We start from the raw sequence: 15,506 nt of genomic DNA on the forward strand, positions 1-15,506 counted from the left end.
CCCGAGGACAGCGTGGCCGTCAGCCGACCGGCGCGGCTGTCGAGTCAGGCTCGGCCGCTCGCCGCACGGCCGGCGCGAGCAGTCGGTCGGCGGCGGCGCCGAAGCCGAGCCCGATGGTCGTCCACAGCGTGAGGCTGATCCCCAGCGACGCGAGGCGGAAGCGATAGAGCACGTCGGCCGGGAAGCCCTGGGGCGTCTCGAGGATGCGCGGCAGGATCAGCTCGGCGGCCCCGATGACCACCAGGAACGCGGCGGCCGCGACCAGCGTCGCGTTCCACATTCCGAGGCGCATGATGCCGGCCCGCCAGATCCGCCTCGCCGCGATCGCGGCGAGGATCGAGATGGTGATCATCGTGAAGTACAGCAAGGTGCGCTTGCTGATCGTGTCGGGGTTGCTGATCGCCGGCGGGTTGGCCGGGTACTTGGCGAACGGCACGAGGACGATCGTGAGGTACGCCGCAGCGGCGAGTACCAGCGAGGTCAATCGCGGGCTCATGTTGCCGATGCGGCCATAGGCCCATGCGTAGGTCAGCGAGAAGATCCCGCCGAGCGCAACGCCCATGAACAGCGTCCCGGTCAGCAAGCCGAACGAGCGCTGGACTCCGCGAGAGACCAGTTCGGGACCTTCGGGCTCGTGGTGCAGACGCGCGAGGTAGCTCTCGAAGTCGATGGCGTGCTGAATCTGGGGCTCGCCGAAGACGCGAGCGAACGCGAACGCGAGCAGGCCGGCGCAGGCGCCGATGATCATGCCCCTGATCAGGAGCGACCGTGTCATGACGGGCCCCTAGTGGCAGGGGAATCCGAGGAGGTGACGCGCGTCGTGCACGAACTCGTGCACGGAATGTCCACCGATGATCGACGTCGCGCCTTCCTCGGCACCGACGAAAAAGATCAGCAGCATCATCAGGACGCCCGCGAACAGCGCGTACGGCAGCAACTCGCGCGGGGAGACGATGGGAACCGCCGGAGTGCTGCCCCGGCGATCGAGGGTGACATCGGACATGCGGTGCCTTCCTACGGGATTCTGCGTCCCGTCGTCGGTGATCGGCTCGCGTGATATGTCCGAGTGTCTGGCTTCCCGCTCCCGAGCTCGGAGCGGATCACAGTGGCGCGACCGCGCCGGTCTTTCACCGGCTTCCTCGCCCATCACACGCTGGCGCATCATAGCCATCGGACTCGCGACCGCAACCGCCGGGATCGGATCTTTGACAATGAGGAGCCCATCCCGATCGCCGCGCGAGAGGTTGACGCCTGCAGCGTCCAGGGCAAGTTCCCACGCCTACCCGGTGGGGTGGGCGAAGACCGCCAGTGTCGCCTGCGATCGCGGCCGCGGTTATCGGGCGACGGCGGACAACTCGGCCGACGGAGTGGCAACCGAAGGCCGCAACCGCGGCCACCGGGGTCTCGGACTGGGCGGGTGAGATGTCGCCCGCGTCGAGTGTCGGGCGGGCACGGGGTCGCCCAAATGCCGTCTGCCTCCACCACTTCCGCGGAAGTTCTCCTGGCCGAGGCATTACGCGGATTGGGAGCGCGTCCGGCAACTCGGAGGCTTCATCGTGATCTCCGACACCGTCAATGACGGCCCGAAGTACCACCACCGCGGCTGCCGCGGAGTCACGCTCGCGGGGTTCACCGAGAAGGTTCTTTCGGCCCTGGCCGACAACCGTCGCCCGAACGGCCGCTACTTCTGGGTCGCGAGCGAGCACGTTGCGAAGACCGGCGGTGCTCGCGCCTGCGAACTTGAGGACGACCCGCTGTATCGCTAGACGGCCGGCGCTCCGTGCGTCACGAAGTTGTGTCGGGGACGTCCTGATCGACCTCGATGAACAGGTCGAGCAGCATGACCCGGGTCTCCTCGAGCGCAGCGCTCCACGCGGCGCGCAGCAACGCGTTGGCGAGATCGCGCTGCTCGCCGGAACTCAGGACTTCGAGGTCAATCAGCAGGCGTCGCACGGAGCCTCCCGTCGATGTGCGCGATCGCGTCGGTCATCTCAGACCTCAAGAGGTTCCCCTGGTGCTATTGGCCCCCTGGATGCCGTCCTCGCTCGCGGTCTGACCACTGGTCGGCCGTAGCTGCCGCAGACGCTCGAGTCGGACGTGCGCGCGGGCCTTGCCGATCGTCTTGTCGATGTTCGTGTAGGTGCGATCCCCCGGTGAGCTGCGCGATCTCCTTGTACGTGTACCCAGCGACCTTGAGGGTGAGATCTCGCCGCTGGCGCTCAGGCAGCGCCGCAAGCGCACGCAGCGCTTCGCGTGCCTCGCAGGCTCTGTCGAGTGCTTCGGCATCGCCAACGAGGGCGTGCGACGCGGTGGCCTCGGCGTAGTCGAGGTTCGTCGTGCGGCGTTCGAGCGCGGAGAGTCGGTAGCTCTCGTTGATCGCGACACGGCGCAACCACGCGAAGATGCGGTGGCGTTCGGGCTGGTTGCGCAGCAGCATCATCCACGCCATCTGACAGGCGTCCTCGATCAGCTCCGGGGATGCGCGAACGACGCGCGCGACGGAGCGCTGCAGACTGCGGTGATGTCGACGGTAGAGCGAGTCCTCGTCGCCTCGGCGGGTCGGCTGTTCGTTGTGGGTCGAGGGCTGCATGACCCCGCCCGGGTGAGCGGGGCCCGGTGCCGGCCGCGAAGCGGCGACCGTCAGGTCATATCTGGCACCGGCCCGGCTCGCCCGGTCATCGCGGGCCAGCAGTCCTTGGCCCACGCGCGTCAGTCCGCGGTGGACCCGGCGGTCGGGCCGCGCCGCGATGGCGTCCTCGATGCGACGTGCGACAGTGTCGACCATGTCGGCATAGGCGCGGATCGCGTCCAGCGCACCGTCTTCGCCCCAACCGGCGACGTAGGCGATCGACTCGCCTCCCATGTCGAGGGCCGCTGACGAGCAGGCAATGTAGGTGACGCAGTCGACGAGGACTTCGGCCTGCTCGCGGCGGTAGTCGGCGTATCCGATGCCGAGGGCGTGCGCGATATCGTGGACCAGGGTGCGGACCTGGGCGTTGGCCGGTCCGGCGGCGACAACGATGACCTTGTGCTTGGGGTCGCACCATCCGCCGGGCCCGTCGGTGGGCAGGTCGCGGATCTCGGCGCGGTAGCCGAGCTCGCCGGCGAGCGCGATCAGCGGGCCCACCAGGTGCGTGTGAGTGTCGCCGGCGATCGGTTCTGATGGTGGTTCAAGCGGGATAGGCTCCGTCCCGGGGAGCGGATCGGTCATGCTGACGTCGAAGACCGGAACGGTTCGGAAGAACACCTTCTTCTCGCCGGTCTCCTCACCGCTGCTGTCGCGCTGCTTGATGGCGCCGGGAACGAGGATCGTGATTGCCTTCTGGTCCTTGCGGACGCAGCGGTTGAGGGTGAGGAAGGCGCCGAACCCGGCGACGTTAGGTCGGGGTGATGCCGCGGCTCCAGCAGTCGATCGCGATCAGCAGCTGATTGTTGATGCTGTATCGGGAGAGGCCGTTCTTGGAGCGCACGCGGATCCAGCGCTGCCAGCCGTCGCTGGTCAGCAGGGCGCGGGCGGCGTCTTCGAGGCGGTCGCGGTCGGCTTGCCGGCGTGCTTCGCGTTGGACCGGGCTCAGCGGGGTTCGGGCGGTGCGACCAAGCATGGTCGTCTCCTTGCTTGTGGTGGTCCGCGCCGGGTGCGCGGGCCGGTGCGCCGCCATCCGCACGCCTGTCAGGGCGTGCCACCCTCGGGGGCGGCTTGGCCCGCGCTCCCGCGCTGGACGGCTATTCGACGTCAACGTCGGCGGACTCGGACAAGCGCGAGGCGGCCAGCGCCTGCTCGTAGTCGTCGTGTGCGCGCTTGACCGCGCGCTCGAGCTGCGTCAGCACCGTGGGGACGTGGGGGCCGGCGAGCTTGCCACCCCTTGGCGGCGTGGTCCTTGTGCGAGGGCCAGCGGCTGGCGGGGGTGCGCTGGCTTCCGGCGACGACGAGTCGGCTGGCGTGCTGCTCGGCGGCGATGACGACCAGCGCGCGGCCGTAGAGCTCGCTGGCGGTCTTGGCGGCGTCGATGAACTTCCACATCCAGGCGATCGCGGCCTGGGGATCGCGGTGGTCGCCGTAGTCGTAGCGCAGGCGTCCTCGAGTGCCGTCCTTGCGCGTCTTGGTGACGTCGGCGCGGAGGTCCTCGACGACGAGGCGCACGCCGGCCGCGGCGATGTGGGCGACGCGCTCGCCGGTCTGGGTGTATGGGGAGCTGGCGTGGTCGGCGCCGAGCAGCGCGTAGACAAAGAACTGCGCGACGGTCAGGTCGGCGGGGTCGACCAAGGCCAGGTTGTTGATCAGGGCGTGGCCGAGGTCGGTGTTGGCGCCGTGGGCCTGGTCGGTGAGCTCGGGCAGCTGGGCGTCGCGGTCGCGCTTGGCCGTCGTCACGGGGTCGGCCGGCGTCGTGGACGCCGTCACGGCTTTGCGCTCGGCGGCCCGGTCGCTGAGCTTCTGCGCCAGCTCGGTGTGGGTGCGCTTGTTGGCGGCCTTGATCAGCTCGCGGTACTTCGGCTTCAGGGCGACGCGCGCAATGCCGACAACGTCTGATGAGGGCTTCGTCGTGACTCATCCGCGGAGCGACCCGACCCGACGTCCGCGGGTCGGCACGACAAGCGTCCGCCCTCTCAAGCCCGGCCAGGGACTTGACTCCCGGCCAGCTGCCGAAAGGAGCCCCCGCATGAGCGAAACTCGCGCTCCTCGTCGCCGATCACCGGGTAGCGCACGCCGTCGACGCGGACCTCGTCGGGGTTCATCGGCTGCGGCCGGGTCGCGGGCTTGACGCCGGGCGTCGGCGGGATCGCGTGGTCACGGGCGATCGCGCGCTGCCTGGCCTCCCAGGCGTCGTCCGTCATCGCGCCTGACCCTCAAGGTCTGCGCGGTGCCGAGCGATGTGCTCGGCGGCGACGGCCACCGACCGCTCCGCGTTCCGAAGGACCTCGACGTGCCGCTCGATGAGCAGATCACGGGCCCCGGGGTAGAGGGCGAGCAGCTCGGAAAGGGAGGTGGGCCGCTCGCGGACCGCATTGCCCCACCCGTCGTCCTCATACCAGTGCACCGTCCAAGCCCTGGCGAGCGTCATCCTGGCCCACCATTAGCGGCCAGGTGCCAGGGCGACTTCCACGCCGCGCACCGGAACGTTGTCAACATGAGGTGCGGCGCTCACGGAGCCTCCAGCGGGTTGTCCTGGGTGCTGGCCGCGGTCAGGTACAGCGCCTGGCTGTCGCTGAACTGCTCGGCGCGGAACGCGTCGAACAGGCCGCGGGCCGCGCGGGCGGCATGCGGCGCGAGCGCGACGAGCTGGTCGATGCTGGCCACGAGCGCGGGCAGCGGGTCGTCGGGTTTCATCTCCACTCCTCCCTGTTGGTGACGTTGTGTCATTCGTTGTGTCAAACGTGGCCCAACGGGCCCCCACGGGCCCGAACCGCGCGAGATCAGCAGGGGACTTTGGAGGTGCCGTTGACGCCGTTCTGACGTGCTCTGAGGGCCCAACCCGGGCACTCCCAGAGGTTTAGACACGACGCCTTACAAGCGAGGGGTCCCCGGTTCAAGTCCGGGACCGCCCATGCGCGTCTGGTGATGGCGTCCGTGCCGTGACCGGGGACGTCGTCCGGACGGTTCAAGTCCGGGACCGCCCACTTCGCGCCTGCCGGGTGAGGCGCGGGCCCTCAGGTGGGGTAGCCGACCGGCACACCGTCCTGCACGCGCTCGATGTACTCGATCATCCCGTAGCCGACGCGGTCGCCCCAGGTCCACTCGCTGAAGCCCTCGGCCACGCGCGAGACGAGGGTCTCATCGCCCGCCTTGCGGCGGTTGCGCAGCGGCGCCATGCGCAGCACACGCCCGTGGACGAGCTCGCGGCGCCTGGCCGTCGAGAAGCCGACCGTGACGCTGACGGGCTCCTGATCGTCGGACCACTCGGTCGTGACGTCGAGGTCGGTGACCTCCTCGTACTCGCCGTCGACGAGCACGACGCCCAGCCGCTTGGTGCGCCCGCTCTCGAGGTTGTTGCGCAGGAGCATCAGCCCGCGGTCGGCGCCGAAGTTCACCATGAACAGCCGGTAGAACCAGATCTCCTGCCAGAACCGCGGGCCCCAGGAGTGGTCGCGCCAGCCGAAGCCGTCGATGGGGATGCGCTCGTCGCCGACGACCATCTCGCCCACCGAGCGCACGTGCTGGTTGAAGTGCCCGCGCGAGAAGTCGTAGCCGTAGAGCATGTGGTCGGCGTACTCGCGCGACGTGGGCTCGCCGCCGTGGGCAGGCGAGACGGCGGTGGCCTCGAGGCGCATCGAGCCCTGGACCCGCGGGGCCGACGCGAACAGGGCCTTGGCGTCGCGCAGGAGCTCGGGATCCTCGAGCACGAGCAGTTCGCCCTCGTAGACCATCTCGATCCGCTGGAACGGTTCGAGGCAGCGGTAGCGCAGCCCACCGGCGTCGAAGGCGTCGTTGTGGGAGATCTTGGGCCGCTTGAACTGGCAGGCCAGGCGGCCATCGGGCAGGTAGGCGACGAGCGAGAGCTCCGCGTGGCCCTCGTTGACGCGGTTGCCCAGGCGCATCCACACGCCGGCCTTGAGCTTCGGGTCCCACCCGCTGCAGTAGACGCTCTCGTTGAAGTTCACGAGGTCGTCGGGCGTGTGCATCGACTCGTCCTCGGGCGTGAGGACGAAGCCCTCGGGAAGGTGGACGTTGGGGGCGGCGGACATGACCCCCACCCCAGCAGCCGTCGCGCCGCCGGGCAAGTGGCAGATGCGCCAGTCGGGTTGGGTTACGGTGACCGCCGTGAACAGGCGGTGAGCGAGCGCTTCGAGGACTACCAGGTCGGCCGGCGGTCAATCTCCGACACGGAGGCCAGCCGGCTCCCGGACGACCCCGGGACCCTGGAGCTGAGCTGGCGCCTCGTGGCCGAGGGCGACCCGGCGACGGTGGAGACGATCGTCACCCGCTGCCGGCGCCATCGCACCGAGCAGGCGGGCCACGTGCATCGCCATCGCCTCGTGCGCGACCGCGACGGCACCGTGGTCCAGGAGGCGACGAGCACCGCGCTGGTGCCCGCGCGCGGGCTCGCGCCCGACCCCGATCCCGCCGTCGCCCTCGACTTCTGCTCCGTGGGCTGGGGGCGCCTCCTCGTCCCGGCGCTGGACGCGCATCCCGCCTTCGCCGAGGCCACGCGCACCTTCGACGGCGCGCTCGGGCTGCGCGCCGGCAGCGAGGAGGTGCAGCTGCGCGTGTACCGCGGCCGCGTGCTCGAGGCCGCGCGCTCGACGCCGCTGGGCGCGACGTTCACCCTCGCCGCGAGCGAGCTCGAGTGGACGGAGCTGGCGCTCGCCGCGCGCAACGAGTTCATGGCGCGCGCGACCCTGGGCCGCTTCTCGGTGTCGGGCAACGCCCACGAGTACCTGCGGCTCACGAAGGCCCTCGTCGCGATCGTCGACGCGACACGCGCCCTCGCCGCACCCGGGGGCGTCGCATGATCCGCGCCGAGTACCACGAGATCGACGGTGCCGTCGGCTTCGCGGAGGTCGCCGGCGACGGGCCGCCGGTGCTCTGCCTGCACACCGCCGGGCAGACCGGCGCGCAGTGGCGCGAGGTCCTCCACGCGCTGCCTGCCCACGGCTACCGCGTCATCGCGCCCGACCTCCCCGGCCACGGGCGCTCGGAGAGCCCGCTCGGCGGCCCGGTGCGCGACCTGCGCCGCCACGGCCGGTGGCTCGCGGTGCTGCTGCATCGCCTCGGCGCGCAGCACCCGTTCGTCGTCGGATGCTCCATCGGCGGCAAGCTCGCGCTGGAGCTCGCGCTCGACCCGGGCGTGGCGCCGCGCGGCGTGGTCGCGATGGCCGCCGACGCCCACAACCGCCGCCTGTCGGTCCGCGGCCTGGAGCGCAGCCTCGAGGACGCCGCGTCGCCGAGCCGCTCGGACCGCACCTACCTCGGCACGCTGGCCTGCGTGGGCCGCGCGGTCGGGCCCGAACGCGCCGCGCGCATCGCGGCCATGCACCGCCGCGAGGACCCGGTCGTCTCGGCGGCGGACCTGATCGCGTGGACGAGCCACGACCTGCGCGACCGGCTCGGTGCGATCGCCTGCCCGGTCCGGCTCGTGGCGGGCGAGGACGACTTCTGGATCGACCTGGCCGACACGCGCTGGGCGGCCGGCCGGATCCCGGGCGCCGCCTATGAGGAGCTGGCGGGCGTCGGGCACTATCCGATGGAGGAGATCGAGGGGTTCCCCGAGCTGCTCGCGACCTGGTTGCGGGCGCTCGGTCCGACCGAGGAGGAGACGGGCGATGGATGACATCGAGGCGATCAAGCAGCTCACGGCGCGCTACAACCGCGCGTTCGACAGCGTCGACGTGCCGGGCTACCTGGCGACGTGGACCGAGGACGGGTTCTTCGAGCGCTCCAACGCGGGGCGCAGCTTCCAGGGGCACGCCGAGCTCGAGGAGCTGCTGACCACGTTCGGCGTCGACGGCCGGCACGTCACCAGCGACTTCATCATCGAGGTCGACGGCGACCGCGCGACGTCGAGCAGCCACCTGATCTACCTCGACGTGGACGCGGGCTTCAAGGTCGCGATCTTCGGCATCTACGCCGACGAGCTCGTGCGCACGGACGAGGGCTGGAAGTTCAGCGCGCGGCGGCTGCAGGTGCACGCCCCGAAGGGGACGTAGGGCCGCGGGCGGATGACGGCCGCGGCCGCCGGCACCCTGACGGCGCTGCTCGACGAGGTCGCCGGGCGGACGCCCGACGCGCCCGCCGTCATCGAGCGCGACCACGCCGAGGGCGTCGCGCGGCTGTCGTACGCCGAGCTGCGCGCGGCGGCCGGGGCGGCGGCGGCGCAGCTGGCCGAGCACGGCGTGCGCCGCGGCGACGTGGTCGCCGTGTGGCTGCCCAACTGGACCGAGGCGCTCGTCGTGCAGTACGCGCTCGCCCGGCTGGGCGCCGTGAACCTGGGGGTCAACACCCGCTACGGCGTGCACGAGGTCGCCGACCTCCTCGCCCAGGGTCGGCCGGTCGGCATCGTCGCGCCCGCCTCGTTCCTGGACCTGGACTTCGCCGGGCGCCTGCGCGGCGCGATGGCGCAGCTGGCCCAGCGCGACGACGGCATCGCGGCGCCGTGGGTCGCCGTCGTCCGCGGCACGCCAGGCGACGCGCCCGGGCTCGACGCCGGCGCGGGCGCCTGGGCGCTGCAGCCCGCCGCGGGCACGGCCGCACCGCCCGCGGTGGGCCGGCCGGGCGACCTGCTCAACTGCTTCACGACCTCGGGCTCGACCGGCGTGCCCAAGCTGGCCGGCCATGACCAGGCGGCGGTGGCCGACCACGCGCGCAACGACGCCGAGGCGATCGGCTTCCGGCCCGGCGACGTCTTCCTCGGGGTGCTCCCGCTGTCGGGGGTGTTCGGCTTCAACCCGGTGATGGGCTGCCTTGCCGCCGGTGGAACCGTGCTGCTCGAGCCGGTGTTCGACGCGGCGTCGGTGCTGGCGGGCATGGACGAGCTCGGCGTGACGCACGCCGTCGGCGGCGACGACCTGCTCGGCGCCCTCAAGGACGCCTGGACCGCCGATCCGCGCCCGCTGCGCGCCTTCCGTCGCGGGGGCATCGCCGACTTCGCGGGCCGGGCCACCGAGATCGTCGCGTGGGCCGAGCGCGAGCTGGGCGCGTCGATCAGCGGCCTCTACGGGTCGTCGGAGCTCTTCGCGCTCACGGCGATCTGGCCCGAGGACCTGCCGGCGCCCGAGCGCGGGCGTCCCGGCGGGCGCCCCGTGTCGGCGGGCATCGAGGTCCGGGTCGCCGATCCCGGCTCGGGCACGGCGCTGGGGCCGGGCGAGGTCGGCGAGCTGCAGTTCCGCGGCTACAACGTGCTCCAGCGCTACCTCGGCCGCCCCGGGGCGCAGCGGGCCGCGTTCACCGGGGACGGCTGGTTTCGCTCGGGGGACCTCGGCGCGCTGACGGGCGAGGGCGCCGACTTCGTCTACACCTGCCGCGCGGGCGACGCCCTGCGCCTGCGCGGGTTCCTGGTCGAGCCCGCGGAGATCGAGCGCTTCCTCGCCTCCCACGAGTCCGTCGACGTGGCCAAGGTCGTCGGGGTGCGGGCGGGCACGGGGGAGGACCTCGCGGTCGCCTACGTCACCGCGCGCGCGGGTGCCGTCCTCGAGGAGGACGCGCTGCGCGCCTTCGCCACGGAGCGCCTGGCCCCGTTCAAGGTGCCGGCGAGGATCAACGTCATCGACGCCTTCCCGGTCACCGTCGGCACCAACGGCACCAAGATCCGAACGGCCGAGCTGCGCCGCTGGGCCGCCGAGCAGCTCGGCGCCGGCGGCCCGCGGGGGACGACCCCCTGAGCGCTTGTGCGGTCGGTCAGACCGCGGCCCGCGCCCGGGCTGCCTGGCGGACGAGGTGGTCGCGCTCGGCGACGACCGTCGCCCGCCGCGCGGCCTCGGCGTAGGCCGTGGCGGCGGCCGCCGGGTCGCCGCCGAGCTCGTGCAGATGGCCGCGGACCGCGTGCCAGCGGTGGCGGTCGCCGAGTACGTCGCGCAGGCGGTCGGTCTCCCGCAGACCGGCCGCGGCGCCGAGGACGTGGCCGACCGCGACCGCGCGCCCCAGCACCGCGGCGGGGTCCCGGCGCACCGGGTCGTCGGTCAGGGCGACGAGGTCGTCGTACCAGGCCAGGATCTGCGGCCAGTCGGTCTCCGCGGCGCTCGCCGCGTCGTCGTGCAGGGCGGCGATGGCGGCCTGCACCTGGTAGGGGCCGGGGCGCCTCACGGCCAGCGCCGACTGCAGGACGCGCACGCCCTCGGCGATCTGACGGGTGTCCCAGCGGCTGCGGTCCTGGCGGTCCAGCGTGACGATGCGCCCCTCGGCGTCGAACCGCGCCGGCAGCCGGGCGTGGTTGAGGAGCATGAGCGCCAGCAGCCCGCGTGCCTCGGGCTCCTCCGTGGCGAGCGTGAGCCGGCGCGTCAGCCGGATCGCCTCCGTGGCCAGGTCCACGCGAGCCGTGTGGCCGGTGGTGTAGACGAGGTAGAGCACCCGAAGCACGACGGCGAGGTCGCCGGGCCGGTCCAGCGGGCGCCCGGCGAGGGTGCGCTTGGCGCGGCTGACCCGCTGCGCCATCGTCGCCTCGGGTACGAAGAAGGCGTCGGCGATCTCGCGGGTGGTCAGGCCGCCGACCGCGCGCAGGGTCAGCGCCACCTGCGAGGCGGGCGCGAGGTCCGGGTGGCAGCAGCAGAAGAGCAGGAACAGCGTGTCGTCGCCCTCGCCGGGCGCCGCCTCGCCCGGCGGCGGCTGCGCGGCCACCGCCTCCTCGCGGCGGTGCCGTGCGGCCTCGCTGCGGCGGGCGTCGACGAGCCGCCGCGTCGCGACGGTCGTCAGCCACGCACGCGGATCGCCCGGCGGGTGCCCGGGCCACACGCGCAGCGCCTCGAGGAGCGCCTCCTGCAGGGCGTCCTCGGCGGCGTCGAAGTCCTCGCCCCGCCGGACCAGGCCCGCGAGCACCCGGGGGACGAGCGCGCGCAGGGCGCCCTCGTCCAGCGGTGCCGTCGGCTCGTCGCGCACGCCGGCGTCAGTCGTCGGCGGGCCGCCCGGACATGATCTCGCGCACGTCGATCCACTCGTACAGCGGCCCGCCGCCCGGGCCCGGCTCCGAGGAGACGTGGGCCGCGATCTCCAGCGCGCGCTCGCGCGACTCCACGTCGATCATGAACCAGCCCGCGATGAGGTCGCTGGTCTCGGGGTGCGGGCCGTCGGTGGTCACGGGCGCCGCGCCCGGGCCGCCGTAGCGGACCCAGGTGCGCTCCGGGGTGAGCGCCTGCACGCCGACCAGCTCGCCGCGCTCCTCGAGCGTCGCGCTGACGTGGCGCAGGAAGGCCATGTGCGCCTCGACGTCCTCCGGGGCCCACTGGTCCATCGGCGGGAAGGGGTGGTGGGGCTGCGGGCCGCCGCGGTAGTGCTTGAGGAGCAGGTACTTGGGCATCGTGGGTCTCCTGGCGTCGTGGGCCGCGCCCGTGGCGGCCCTTCACCGTGTGAGCGGAGCCGGCCGGCGTCCCTCGACATTCCCCACCCCCTGGGCGCGCCAAAGATAGGGAAGTCTCCCGATGTCCGGGAAGGCAGGCCGATCGTACCTTTGCGCCCATGATCGAGACCGACCGACGGACGGATCCGACGGACCCGCAGAGCTGGCCGCGACGCGGCCGGCGGCCCGGCACGGCAGGCCGGGCCGCGACACGGCGCGGAGCGCGTTTGGTCGCCCTGGCCGAGGAGCTCGCCATCACGGCGGCGGTCCATGGCCACGGGACGCGCGGGCACGCCGCCGCGCTGCGCGACGCGCGCTACCTCAGCGCGCCGATCCCCGCCTCGCGCGGCGGGCTGGGCGTGACGTCGGTGCACGACGTCGTGCTGGCCTCGACGCGGCTGGCGCGCGGCGACCCCGCGCTGGCCCGCGGCGACCCCGCGCTGGCCCGCGGCGTCACCCCGCACCTCGTCGCCGTGCTGGGCCTCGCGCGCTCGTGGCGGCGCGCCATCCGCTCCGACCAGCATGCCCGTGCCCGGGCCTTCGAGGCGCCCATGCGGCTCGTCGCCCGCGGAGGCGTCGTGCTCGCCGCCGCGCTCGGCGCGAGCGGGCGCTCGGCGCCCGGGCCGATCCCCGTCGCCACGCGCACCGACGGCGGCTGGCGCGTGGACGGGCGTGCGCTGGTCTGCGCGATCGGGCCGGTGGCGAGCGTCCTGTCGATCCCGGTGACCTACACCGGCGAGGACGACGGCGCCTGCCGGGCCCACGTGCTCGTCCCGGTCGCCGCGCCCGGCCTGGCGGTCGACGGCGTCGCGCCCGCCGCGGCGCTGCGCGGCCCCGGCCTGCACACCGTGACGCTGGACGGCGTGGCGCTCGTGCCCGACGCCCTGGGCACCGGCGCGCCCTGGCGCGATGCGATCGACGAGCTGGACCGCGAGCTGATCGCGCGCCTGCTGGGCGCCGCGGCCTCGCCGCGCGTCGCGGCGCCGGCCCTGCTGCGGCTCGCGGCGCGCCTGGACGCGATGGCCGCCCCGGACGAGGCCGGCCTGCTCGCGCTGCTGGACGAGGCCGAGGCGGTGCAGGAGCGGACCTGGCCGCCCTGCCAGGTCGCCGCGGCCGCCGGTCTGTGATGCTTCGGTGGTCCGTCGCCGCCAGGCGGCCTGGACGAGTCCGGGAGCGGCGGGAGCCCCGGACGAGTCGACCCTCCTGCTGATCGGACCACCCATGCGCGCCCTGGACTACACGAGAACGGCCATCCGCCTGTGGACGCTGGTCCCGGCCGCGGTCATCGGGCTCATGAGCAGCCGGCTGGAGCCGGTCGCCCACGGCGAGGTCGACGACGCGCTGCGCGAGTCGTTCACCGCGGCGATCTGAGCCCGGGCGCCGGCGCGGACCGTCCGGTCTCCTTGACACGCCCACCGACCCTCCGGTAGACCGGCGCCGCCCCACCGGGGCAGGCCGGCGGACAGGAGGGGACATGGCGGACGCGGAGACGGCGACGATCACGGAGCTGGAGGCCCTGGCGAGGTTCGTCCTCGACGCGAGGCTCGAGGACGTGCCCGACGAGGTCGTCGAGTACGCGCGCCACCTCACGCTCAAGACGATCTCGGGCATGGTCGCGGGCGCGCGGTTCTCGCCCGGCCCGCAGATGGTCGAGCTCGTGCGCCGCAAGGGGCTGCCGGAGGAGGTGCGCGTCGTCGGCTGCGACTTCCGCACGTCGCTCTGGGAGGGGGTGTTCCTCAGCAACTTCGTCGCCCACGCGACGGAGACCGAGGACGACCGGCTCGAGCACGGGGTGGCCTGGGACATCGCGATCGTCCCGGTCATCCTCACGCTCGCCGACAAGCTCGGGCTCTCGGGGCGCGACACGCTGGCGGCGATCGTCATCGGGCTCGAGGTCCACTCCCGCAGCTCGGACTTCGACGCCGCGGCGCGCGGGCTCTACTGCGTCCCGGCCGCCGTGGGAACCGCCGCGGCGGCCGCCCGCGTCATGGGGCTCACGCACGAGCAGACCGTGAACGCGATGGGCATGGTGCTCTCGACCGCGATGGTCACCGAGACGAACTTCGGCTACGACGCCCACTGCCTGGAGTCTGCCATGCAGTGCCTGCAGGCCATCATGGCCGTGGAGGCCGCCGCCGCCGGGCTGAGCTCCAACCCGGACCTGCGCGGCTACCTGGACAAGCTCGTGGGCCCCGAGAACGTCTTCGCCGACGGTATCCTCGCCGGGCTCGGCGAGACGTGGTCGATGATGGACATCTGCGTCAAGAAGTACCCGGCCTGCTCGTGCATCCACAAGCCCGCCGACGCGCTGCGCGAGCTCATGCGCGAGCACGGCTTCGGCGCCGACGACGTCGAGTCGCTCGTCACGGAGATCAGCCCGTACGACGTGTTCAACGACCGGCCCGACCCGCTGTCGATGGGCGACGCCAAGTTCAGCTACCAGCACTGCCTGGGCGCCGTGCTCGTCGACGGCGACATCACGTTCGCGAACATCGGCGCGATCGACGAGCCGCGCTACGTGCAGGCGCGGGCCAAGGTCTCCATCAACGTCCACGAGGACTGGTCGCCGCTGATGCTCGCCGCGCCCAACGGCGTCACCGTCCGGCTCAGGGACGGCCGCGAGCTGCAGCGCATCCGCGAGCACATCCACGGCTCGCGGCCCGACCCGCTCTCCCACGAGGAGTTCGTCGACCTGTTCGCCCTCTACACGGACGGGATCCTCAGCGCGGACGAGGTCGCCACGTGCGTCGATCTCGTCGAGCGCCTCGAGGAGCTCCCGCACCTGGGCGCGCTGCTGGACGTCGTGGCGCCGGTCGCTCCGTAGTGGACCGCACCGCGCTCGCGTAGCGGGCCCGACGGCGCGGCGGTCGCCCGGGCGATACCGGGCGATGGCGCTGCTCGCCCGGCTGTCGGGGTTCGGCTCGCGGGCCGCGAGCGCGTCGCTGTTCGTCCGCGGCGAGGAGCAGCCGGCCGCCGATGCCGAGCGGGCGCCGGCGGAGGGGCCCTAGGCGACCGCGTCGGGCGCGTCCGGCGCCGCCTCGGGGAAGGCCGCGACCGTGGCCGTGACAAGCTGCTCGATCGACGCGTCGGCCAGCTCGACCACGTTGCCGTCGGGGTCGGCGCAGAAGGTCAGGCGCGCGCCGCCCCACGCGGTCACCGGCAGCAGCAGCCGGCCGCCGGCGTCCAGCACACGCGCGACGGTGGCGTCGACGTCGTCGACCCGGAAGCCGAGGTGCAGGATGCTCGCGCGGCTGCCGTGCGCCGGCTCGGCACGCACCACCGGCTCGAGGAACTCGAACAGCTCGACGACGCCCTGCTCGAAGCGCAGGTGGCGGATCCGGAAGCGCACGCCGGGCGGGCCGCCCATCATCGCCTCGGCGAAGTCGCCCTCGATGACGAACGGCCGCGTGAGGACCGTCGCGTCGAAGGCCTCGACGTAGAACCGCGTCGAGCGCTCCATGTCCGTGACCCGGACGGCCTGATGGTCGTTGGCGATCGTCACCGCGCCTCCTCGCGGCGCGAGCC

General features: G+C 73.0%; 21 protein-coding genes and 1 riboswitch. Of the genes, 8 read left to right on the forward strand and 13 right to left on the reverse strand.

Annotation, left to right across the window (positions count from 1 at the left end; translation table 11 throughout):
* Positions 1-19: 19 nt before the first annotated feature.
* Positions 20-775, reverse strand: a complete 756-nt coding sequence (locus FSW04_RS05185) for a CbtA family protein (protein WP_146916956.1) — start codon at positions 773-775, stop codon at positions 20-22.
* A gap of 9 nt (positions 776-784) precedes the next feature.
* A complete protein-coding gene (locus FSW04_RS05190; RefSeq protein ID WP_146916958.1) occupies positions 785-1,003 on the reverse strand; it encodes a CbtB domain-containing protein in 219 nt (72 codons plus the stop codon).
* A gap of 40 nt (positions 1,004-1,043) precedes the next feature.
* A riboswitch (cobalamin riboswitch) is annotated at positions 1,044-1,181 on the reverse strand.
* Between the two features lie 375 nt (positions 1,182-1,556).
* On the opposite strand from FSW04_RS05190, the gene FSW04_RS05195 reads away from it, so the two are divergent.
* Positions 1,557-1,766, forward strand: coding sequence for a hypothetical protein (locus tag FSW04_RS05195; RefSeq protein ID WP_146916961.1), 210 nt, complete (start codon positions 1,557-1,559; stop codon positions 1,764-1,766).
* 19 nt (positions 1,767-1,785) lie between these two features.
* Here FSW04_RS05195 and FSW04_RS25675 read toward each other — a convergent pair whose 3' ends face one another.
* The 8 genes from FSW04_RS25675 to FSW04_RS05230 form a co-directional block, all read right to left on the reverse strand.
* Positions 1,786-1,953 (reverse strand): hypothetical protein, encoded by a 168-nt coding sequence (locus FSW04_RS25675; protein WP_187369263.1) that lies wholly within the window; start codon positions 1,951-1,953, stop codon positions 1,786-1,788.
* A gap of 64 nt (positions 1,954-2,017) precedes the next feature.
* Complete coding sequence (locus tag FSW04_RS05200; protein ID WP_146916963.1) at positions 2,018-3,247, reverse strand: RNA polymerase sigma factor; 1,230 nt, start codon at positions 3,245-3,247, stop codon at positions 2,018-2,020.
* A gap of 130 nt (positions 3,248-3,377) precedes the next feature.
* Entirely contained in the window at positions 3,378-3,602 is a 225-nt protein-coding gene (locus FSW04_RS05205; protein WP_146916965.1) for a hypothetical protein, read from the reverse strand.
* Positions 3,603-3,733: 131 nt separating this feature from the next.
* Positions 3,734-4,399, reverse strand: a complete 666-nt coding sequence (locus tag FSW04_RS05210; protein WP_146916967.1) for a hypothetical protein — start codon at positions 4,397-4,399, stop codon at positions 3,734-3,736.
* A gap of 206 nt (positions 4,400-4,605) precedes the next feature.
* A complete protein-coding gene (locus FSW04_RS05215; RefSeq protein ID WP_146916969.1) occupies positions 4,606-4,833 on the reverse strand; it encodes a hypothetical protein in 228 nt (75 codons plus the stop codon).
* Positions 4,830-5,060 (reverse strand): hypothetical protein, encoded by a 231-nt coding sequence (locus FSW04_RS05220; RefSeq protein WP_146916971.1) that lies wholly within the window; start codon positions 5,058-5,060, stop codon positions 4,830-4,832. Before FSW04_RS05220 ends, FSW04_RS05215 begins: the two co-directional genes overlap by 4 nt.
* Before the next feature lie 80 nt (positions 5,061-5,140).
* Positions 5,141-5,326 (reverse strand): hypothetical protein, encoded by a 186-nt coding sequence (locus FSW04_RS05225; protein ID WP_146916973.1) that lies wholly within the window; start codon positions 5,324-5,326, stop codon positions 5,141-5,143.
* A gap of 320 nt (positions 5,327-5,646) precedes the next feature.
* Complete coding sequence (locus FSW04_RS05230) at positions 5,647-6,681, reverse strand: DUF7064 domain-containing protein (RefSeq protein ID WP_146916975.1); 1,035 nt, start codon at positions 6,679-6,681, stop codon at positions 5,647-5,649.
* 87 nt (positions 6,682-6,768) lie between these two features.
* Here FSW04_RS05230 and FSW04_RS05235 point away from each other — a divergent pair, with 87 nt between their 5' ends.
* From FSW04_RS05235 to FSW04_RS05250, 4 genes are read left to right on the forward strand one after another with little or no spacing between them, the layout of a single operon-like run.
* Positions 6,769-7,449 carry a hypothetical protein gene (locus FSW04_RS05235; RefSeq protein ID WP_146916977.1) on the forward strand — a complete coding sequence of 227 codons (681 nt, stop codon included), beginning with the start codon at positions 6,769-6,771 and terminating at the stop codon, positions 7,447-7,449.
* Positions 7,446-8,267: an alpha/beta fold hydrolase gene (locus tag FSW04_RS05240; RefSeq protein ID WP_146916979.1), complete on the forward strand. Its 822-nt coding sequence runs from the start codon at positions 7,446-7,448 to the stop codon at positions 8,265-8,267. The genes FSW04_RS05235 and FSW04_RS05240 overlap by 4 nt, the downstream gene beginning before the upstream one ends.
* Positions 8,260-8,643, forward strand: a complete 384-nt coding sequence (locus FSW04_RS05245) for a nuclear transport factor 2 family protein (RefSeq protein WP_187369264.1) — start codon at positions 8,260-8,262, stop codon at positions 8,641-8,643. Before FSW04_RS05240 ends, FSW04_RS05245 begins: the two co-directional genes overlap by 8 nt.
* Positions 8,644-8,655: 12 nt before the next feature.
* Entirely contained in the window at positions 8,656-10,314 is a 1,659-nt protein-coding gene (locus FSW04_RS05250) for an AMP-binding protein (protein ID WP_146916983.1), read from the forward strand.
* Positions 10,315-10,330: 16 nt separating this feature from the next.
* Here the strand turns inward: FSW04_RS05250 and FSW04_RS05255 are convergent, their stop codons facing one another.
* Positions 10,331-11,524, reverse strand: coding sequence for an RNA polymerase sigma factor (locus FSW04_RS05255; protein WP_146916985.1), 1,194 nt, complete (start codon positions 11,522-11,524; stop codon positions 10,331-10,333).
* Positions 11,525-11,531: 7 nt separating this feature from the next.
* Entirely contained in the window at positions 11,532-11,942 is a 411-nt protein-coding gene (locus FSW04_RS05260) for a YciI family protein (RefSeq protein WP_146916987.1), read from the reverse strand.
* Between the two features lie 266 nt (positions 11,943-12,208).
* Here FSW04_RS05260 and FSW04_RS05265 point away from each other — a divergent pair, with 266 nt between their 5' ends.
* The 3 genes from FSW04_RS05265 to FSW04_RS05270 all read left to right on the forward strand — a co-directional run bounded on the left by FSW04_RS05265 (position 12,209) and on the right by FSW04_RS05270 (position 14,805).
* Positions 12,209-13,108, forward strand: a complete 900-nt coding sequence (locus FSW04_RS05265; protein ID WP_146916989.1) for an acyl-CoA dehydrogenase family protein — start codon at positions 12,209-12,211, stop codon at positions 13,106-13,108.
* 94 nt (positions 13,109-13,202) lie between these two features.
* Entirely contained in the window at positions 13,203-13,352 is a 150-nt protein-coding gene (locus FSW04_RS25680) for a hypothetical protein (RefSeq protein ID WP_187369265.1), read from the forward strand.
* Positions 13,353-13,455: 103 nt separating this feature from the next.
* Entirely contained in the window at positions 13,456-14,805 is a 1,350-nt protein-coding gene (locus FSW04_RS05270) for an MmgE/PrpD family protein (RefSeq protein WP_146916991.1), read from the forward strand.
* A gap of 180 nt (positions 14,806-14,985) precedes the next feature.
* Here FSW04_RS05270 and FSW04_RS05275 read toward each other — a convergent pair whose 3' ends face one another.
* A complete protein-coding gene (locus tag FSW04_RS05275; protein ID WP_146916994.1) occupies positions 14,986-15,483 on the reverse strand; it encodes a VOC family protein in 498 nt (165 codons plus the stop codon).
* Positions 15,484-15,506 lie beyond the last annotated feature (23 nt).

It is taken from the genome of Baekduia soli (assembly GCF_007970665.1).
Taxonomy (GTDB): Bacteria; Actinomycetota; Thermoleophilia; order Solirubrobacterales; family Solirubrobacteraceae; genus Baekduia; species Baekduia soli.

What these genes read in the sequence shown, in the direction of transcription:
- FSW04_RS05240 (WP_146916979.1), top strand. Translation starts at nt 7,446, where the DNA reads ATGATCCGCGCCGAGTACCACGAGATCGACGGTGCCGTCGGCTTCGCG.
- FSW04_RS05220 (WP_146916971.1), bottom strand. Translation starts at nt 5,060, where the DNA reads ATGACGCTCGCCAGGGCTTGGACGGTGCACTGGTATGAGGACGACGGG.
- FSW04_RS05205 (WP_146916965.1), bottom strand. Translation starts at nt 3,602, where the DNA reads ATGCTTGGTCGCACCGCCCGAACCCCGCTGAGCCCGGTCCAACGCGAA.
- FSW04_RS05185 (WP_146916956.1), bottom strand. Translation starts at nt 775, where the DNA reads ATGACACGGTCGCTCCTGATCAGGGGCATGATCATCGGCGCCTGCGCC.
- FSW04_RS05190 (WP_146916958.1), bottom strand. Translation starts at nt 1,003, where the DNA reads ATGTCCGATGTCACCCTCGATCGCCGGGGCAGCACTCCGGCGGTTCCC.
- FSW04_RS05215 (WP_146916969.1), bottom strand. Translation starts at nt 4,833, where the DNA reads ATGACGGACGACGCCTGGGAGGCCAGGCAGCGCGCGATCGCCCGTGAC.
- FSW04_RS25680 (WP_187369265.1), top strand. Translation starts at nt 13,203, where the DNA reads ATGCGCGCCCTGGACTACACGAGAACGGCCATCCGCCTGTGGACGCTG.
- FSW04_RS05270 (WP_146916991.1), top strand. Translation starts at nt 13,456, where the DNA reads ATGGCGGACGCGGAGACGGCGACGATCACGGAGCTGGAGGCCCTGGCG.
- FSW04_RS05225 (WP_146916973.1), bottom strand. Translation starts at nt 5,326, where the DNA reads ATGAAACCCGACGACCCGCTGCCCGCGCTCGTGGCCAGCATCGACCAG.
- FSW04_RS05250 (WP_146916983.1), top strand. Translation starts at nt 8,656, where the DNA reads ATGACGGCCGCGGCCGCCGGCACCCTGACGGCGCTGCTCGACGAGGTC.
- FSW04_RS05260 (WP_146916987.1), bottom strand. Translation starts at nt 11,942, where the DNA reads ATGCCCAAGTACCTGCTCCTCAAGCACTACCGCGGCGGCCCGCAGCCC.
- FSW04_RS05230 (WP_146916975.1), bottom strand. Translation starts at nt 6,681, where the DNA reads ATGTCCGCCGCCCCCAACGTCCACCTTCCCGAGGGCTTCGTCCTCACG.
- FSW04_RS05245 (WP_187369264.1), top strand. Translation starts at nt 8,260, where the DNA reads ATGGATGACATCGAGGCGATCAAGCAGCTCACGGCGCGCTACAACCGC.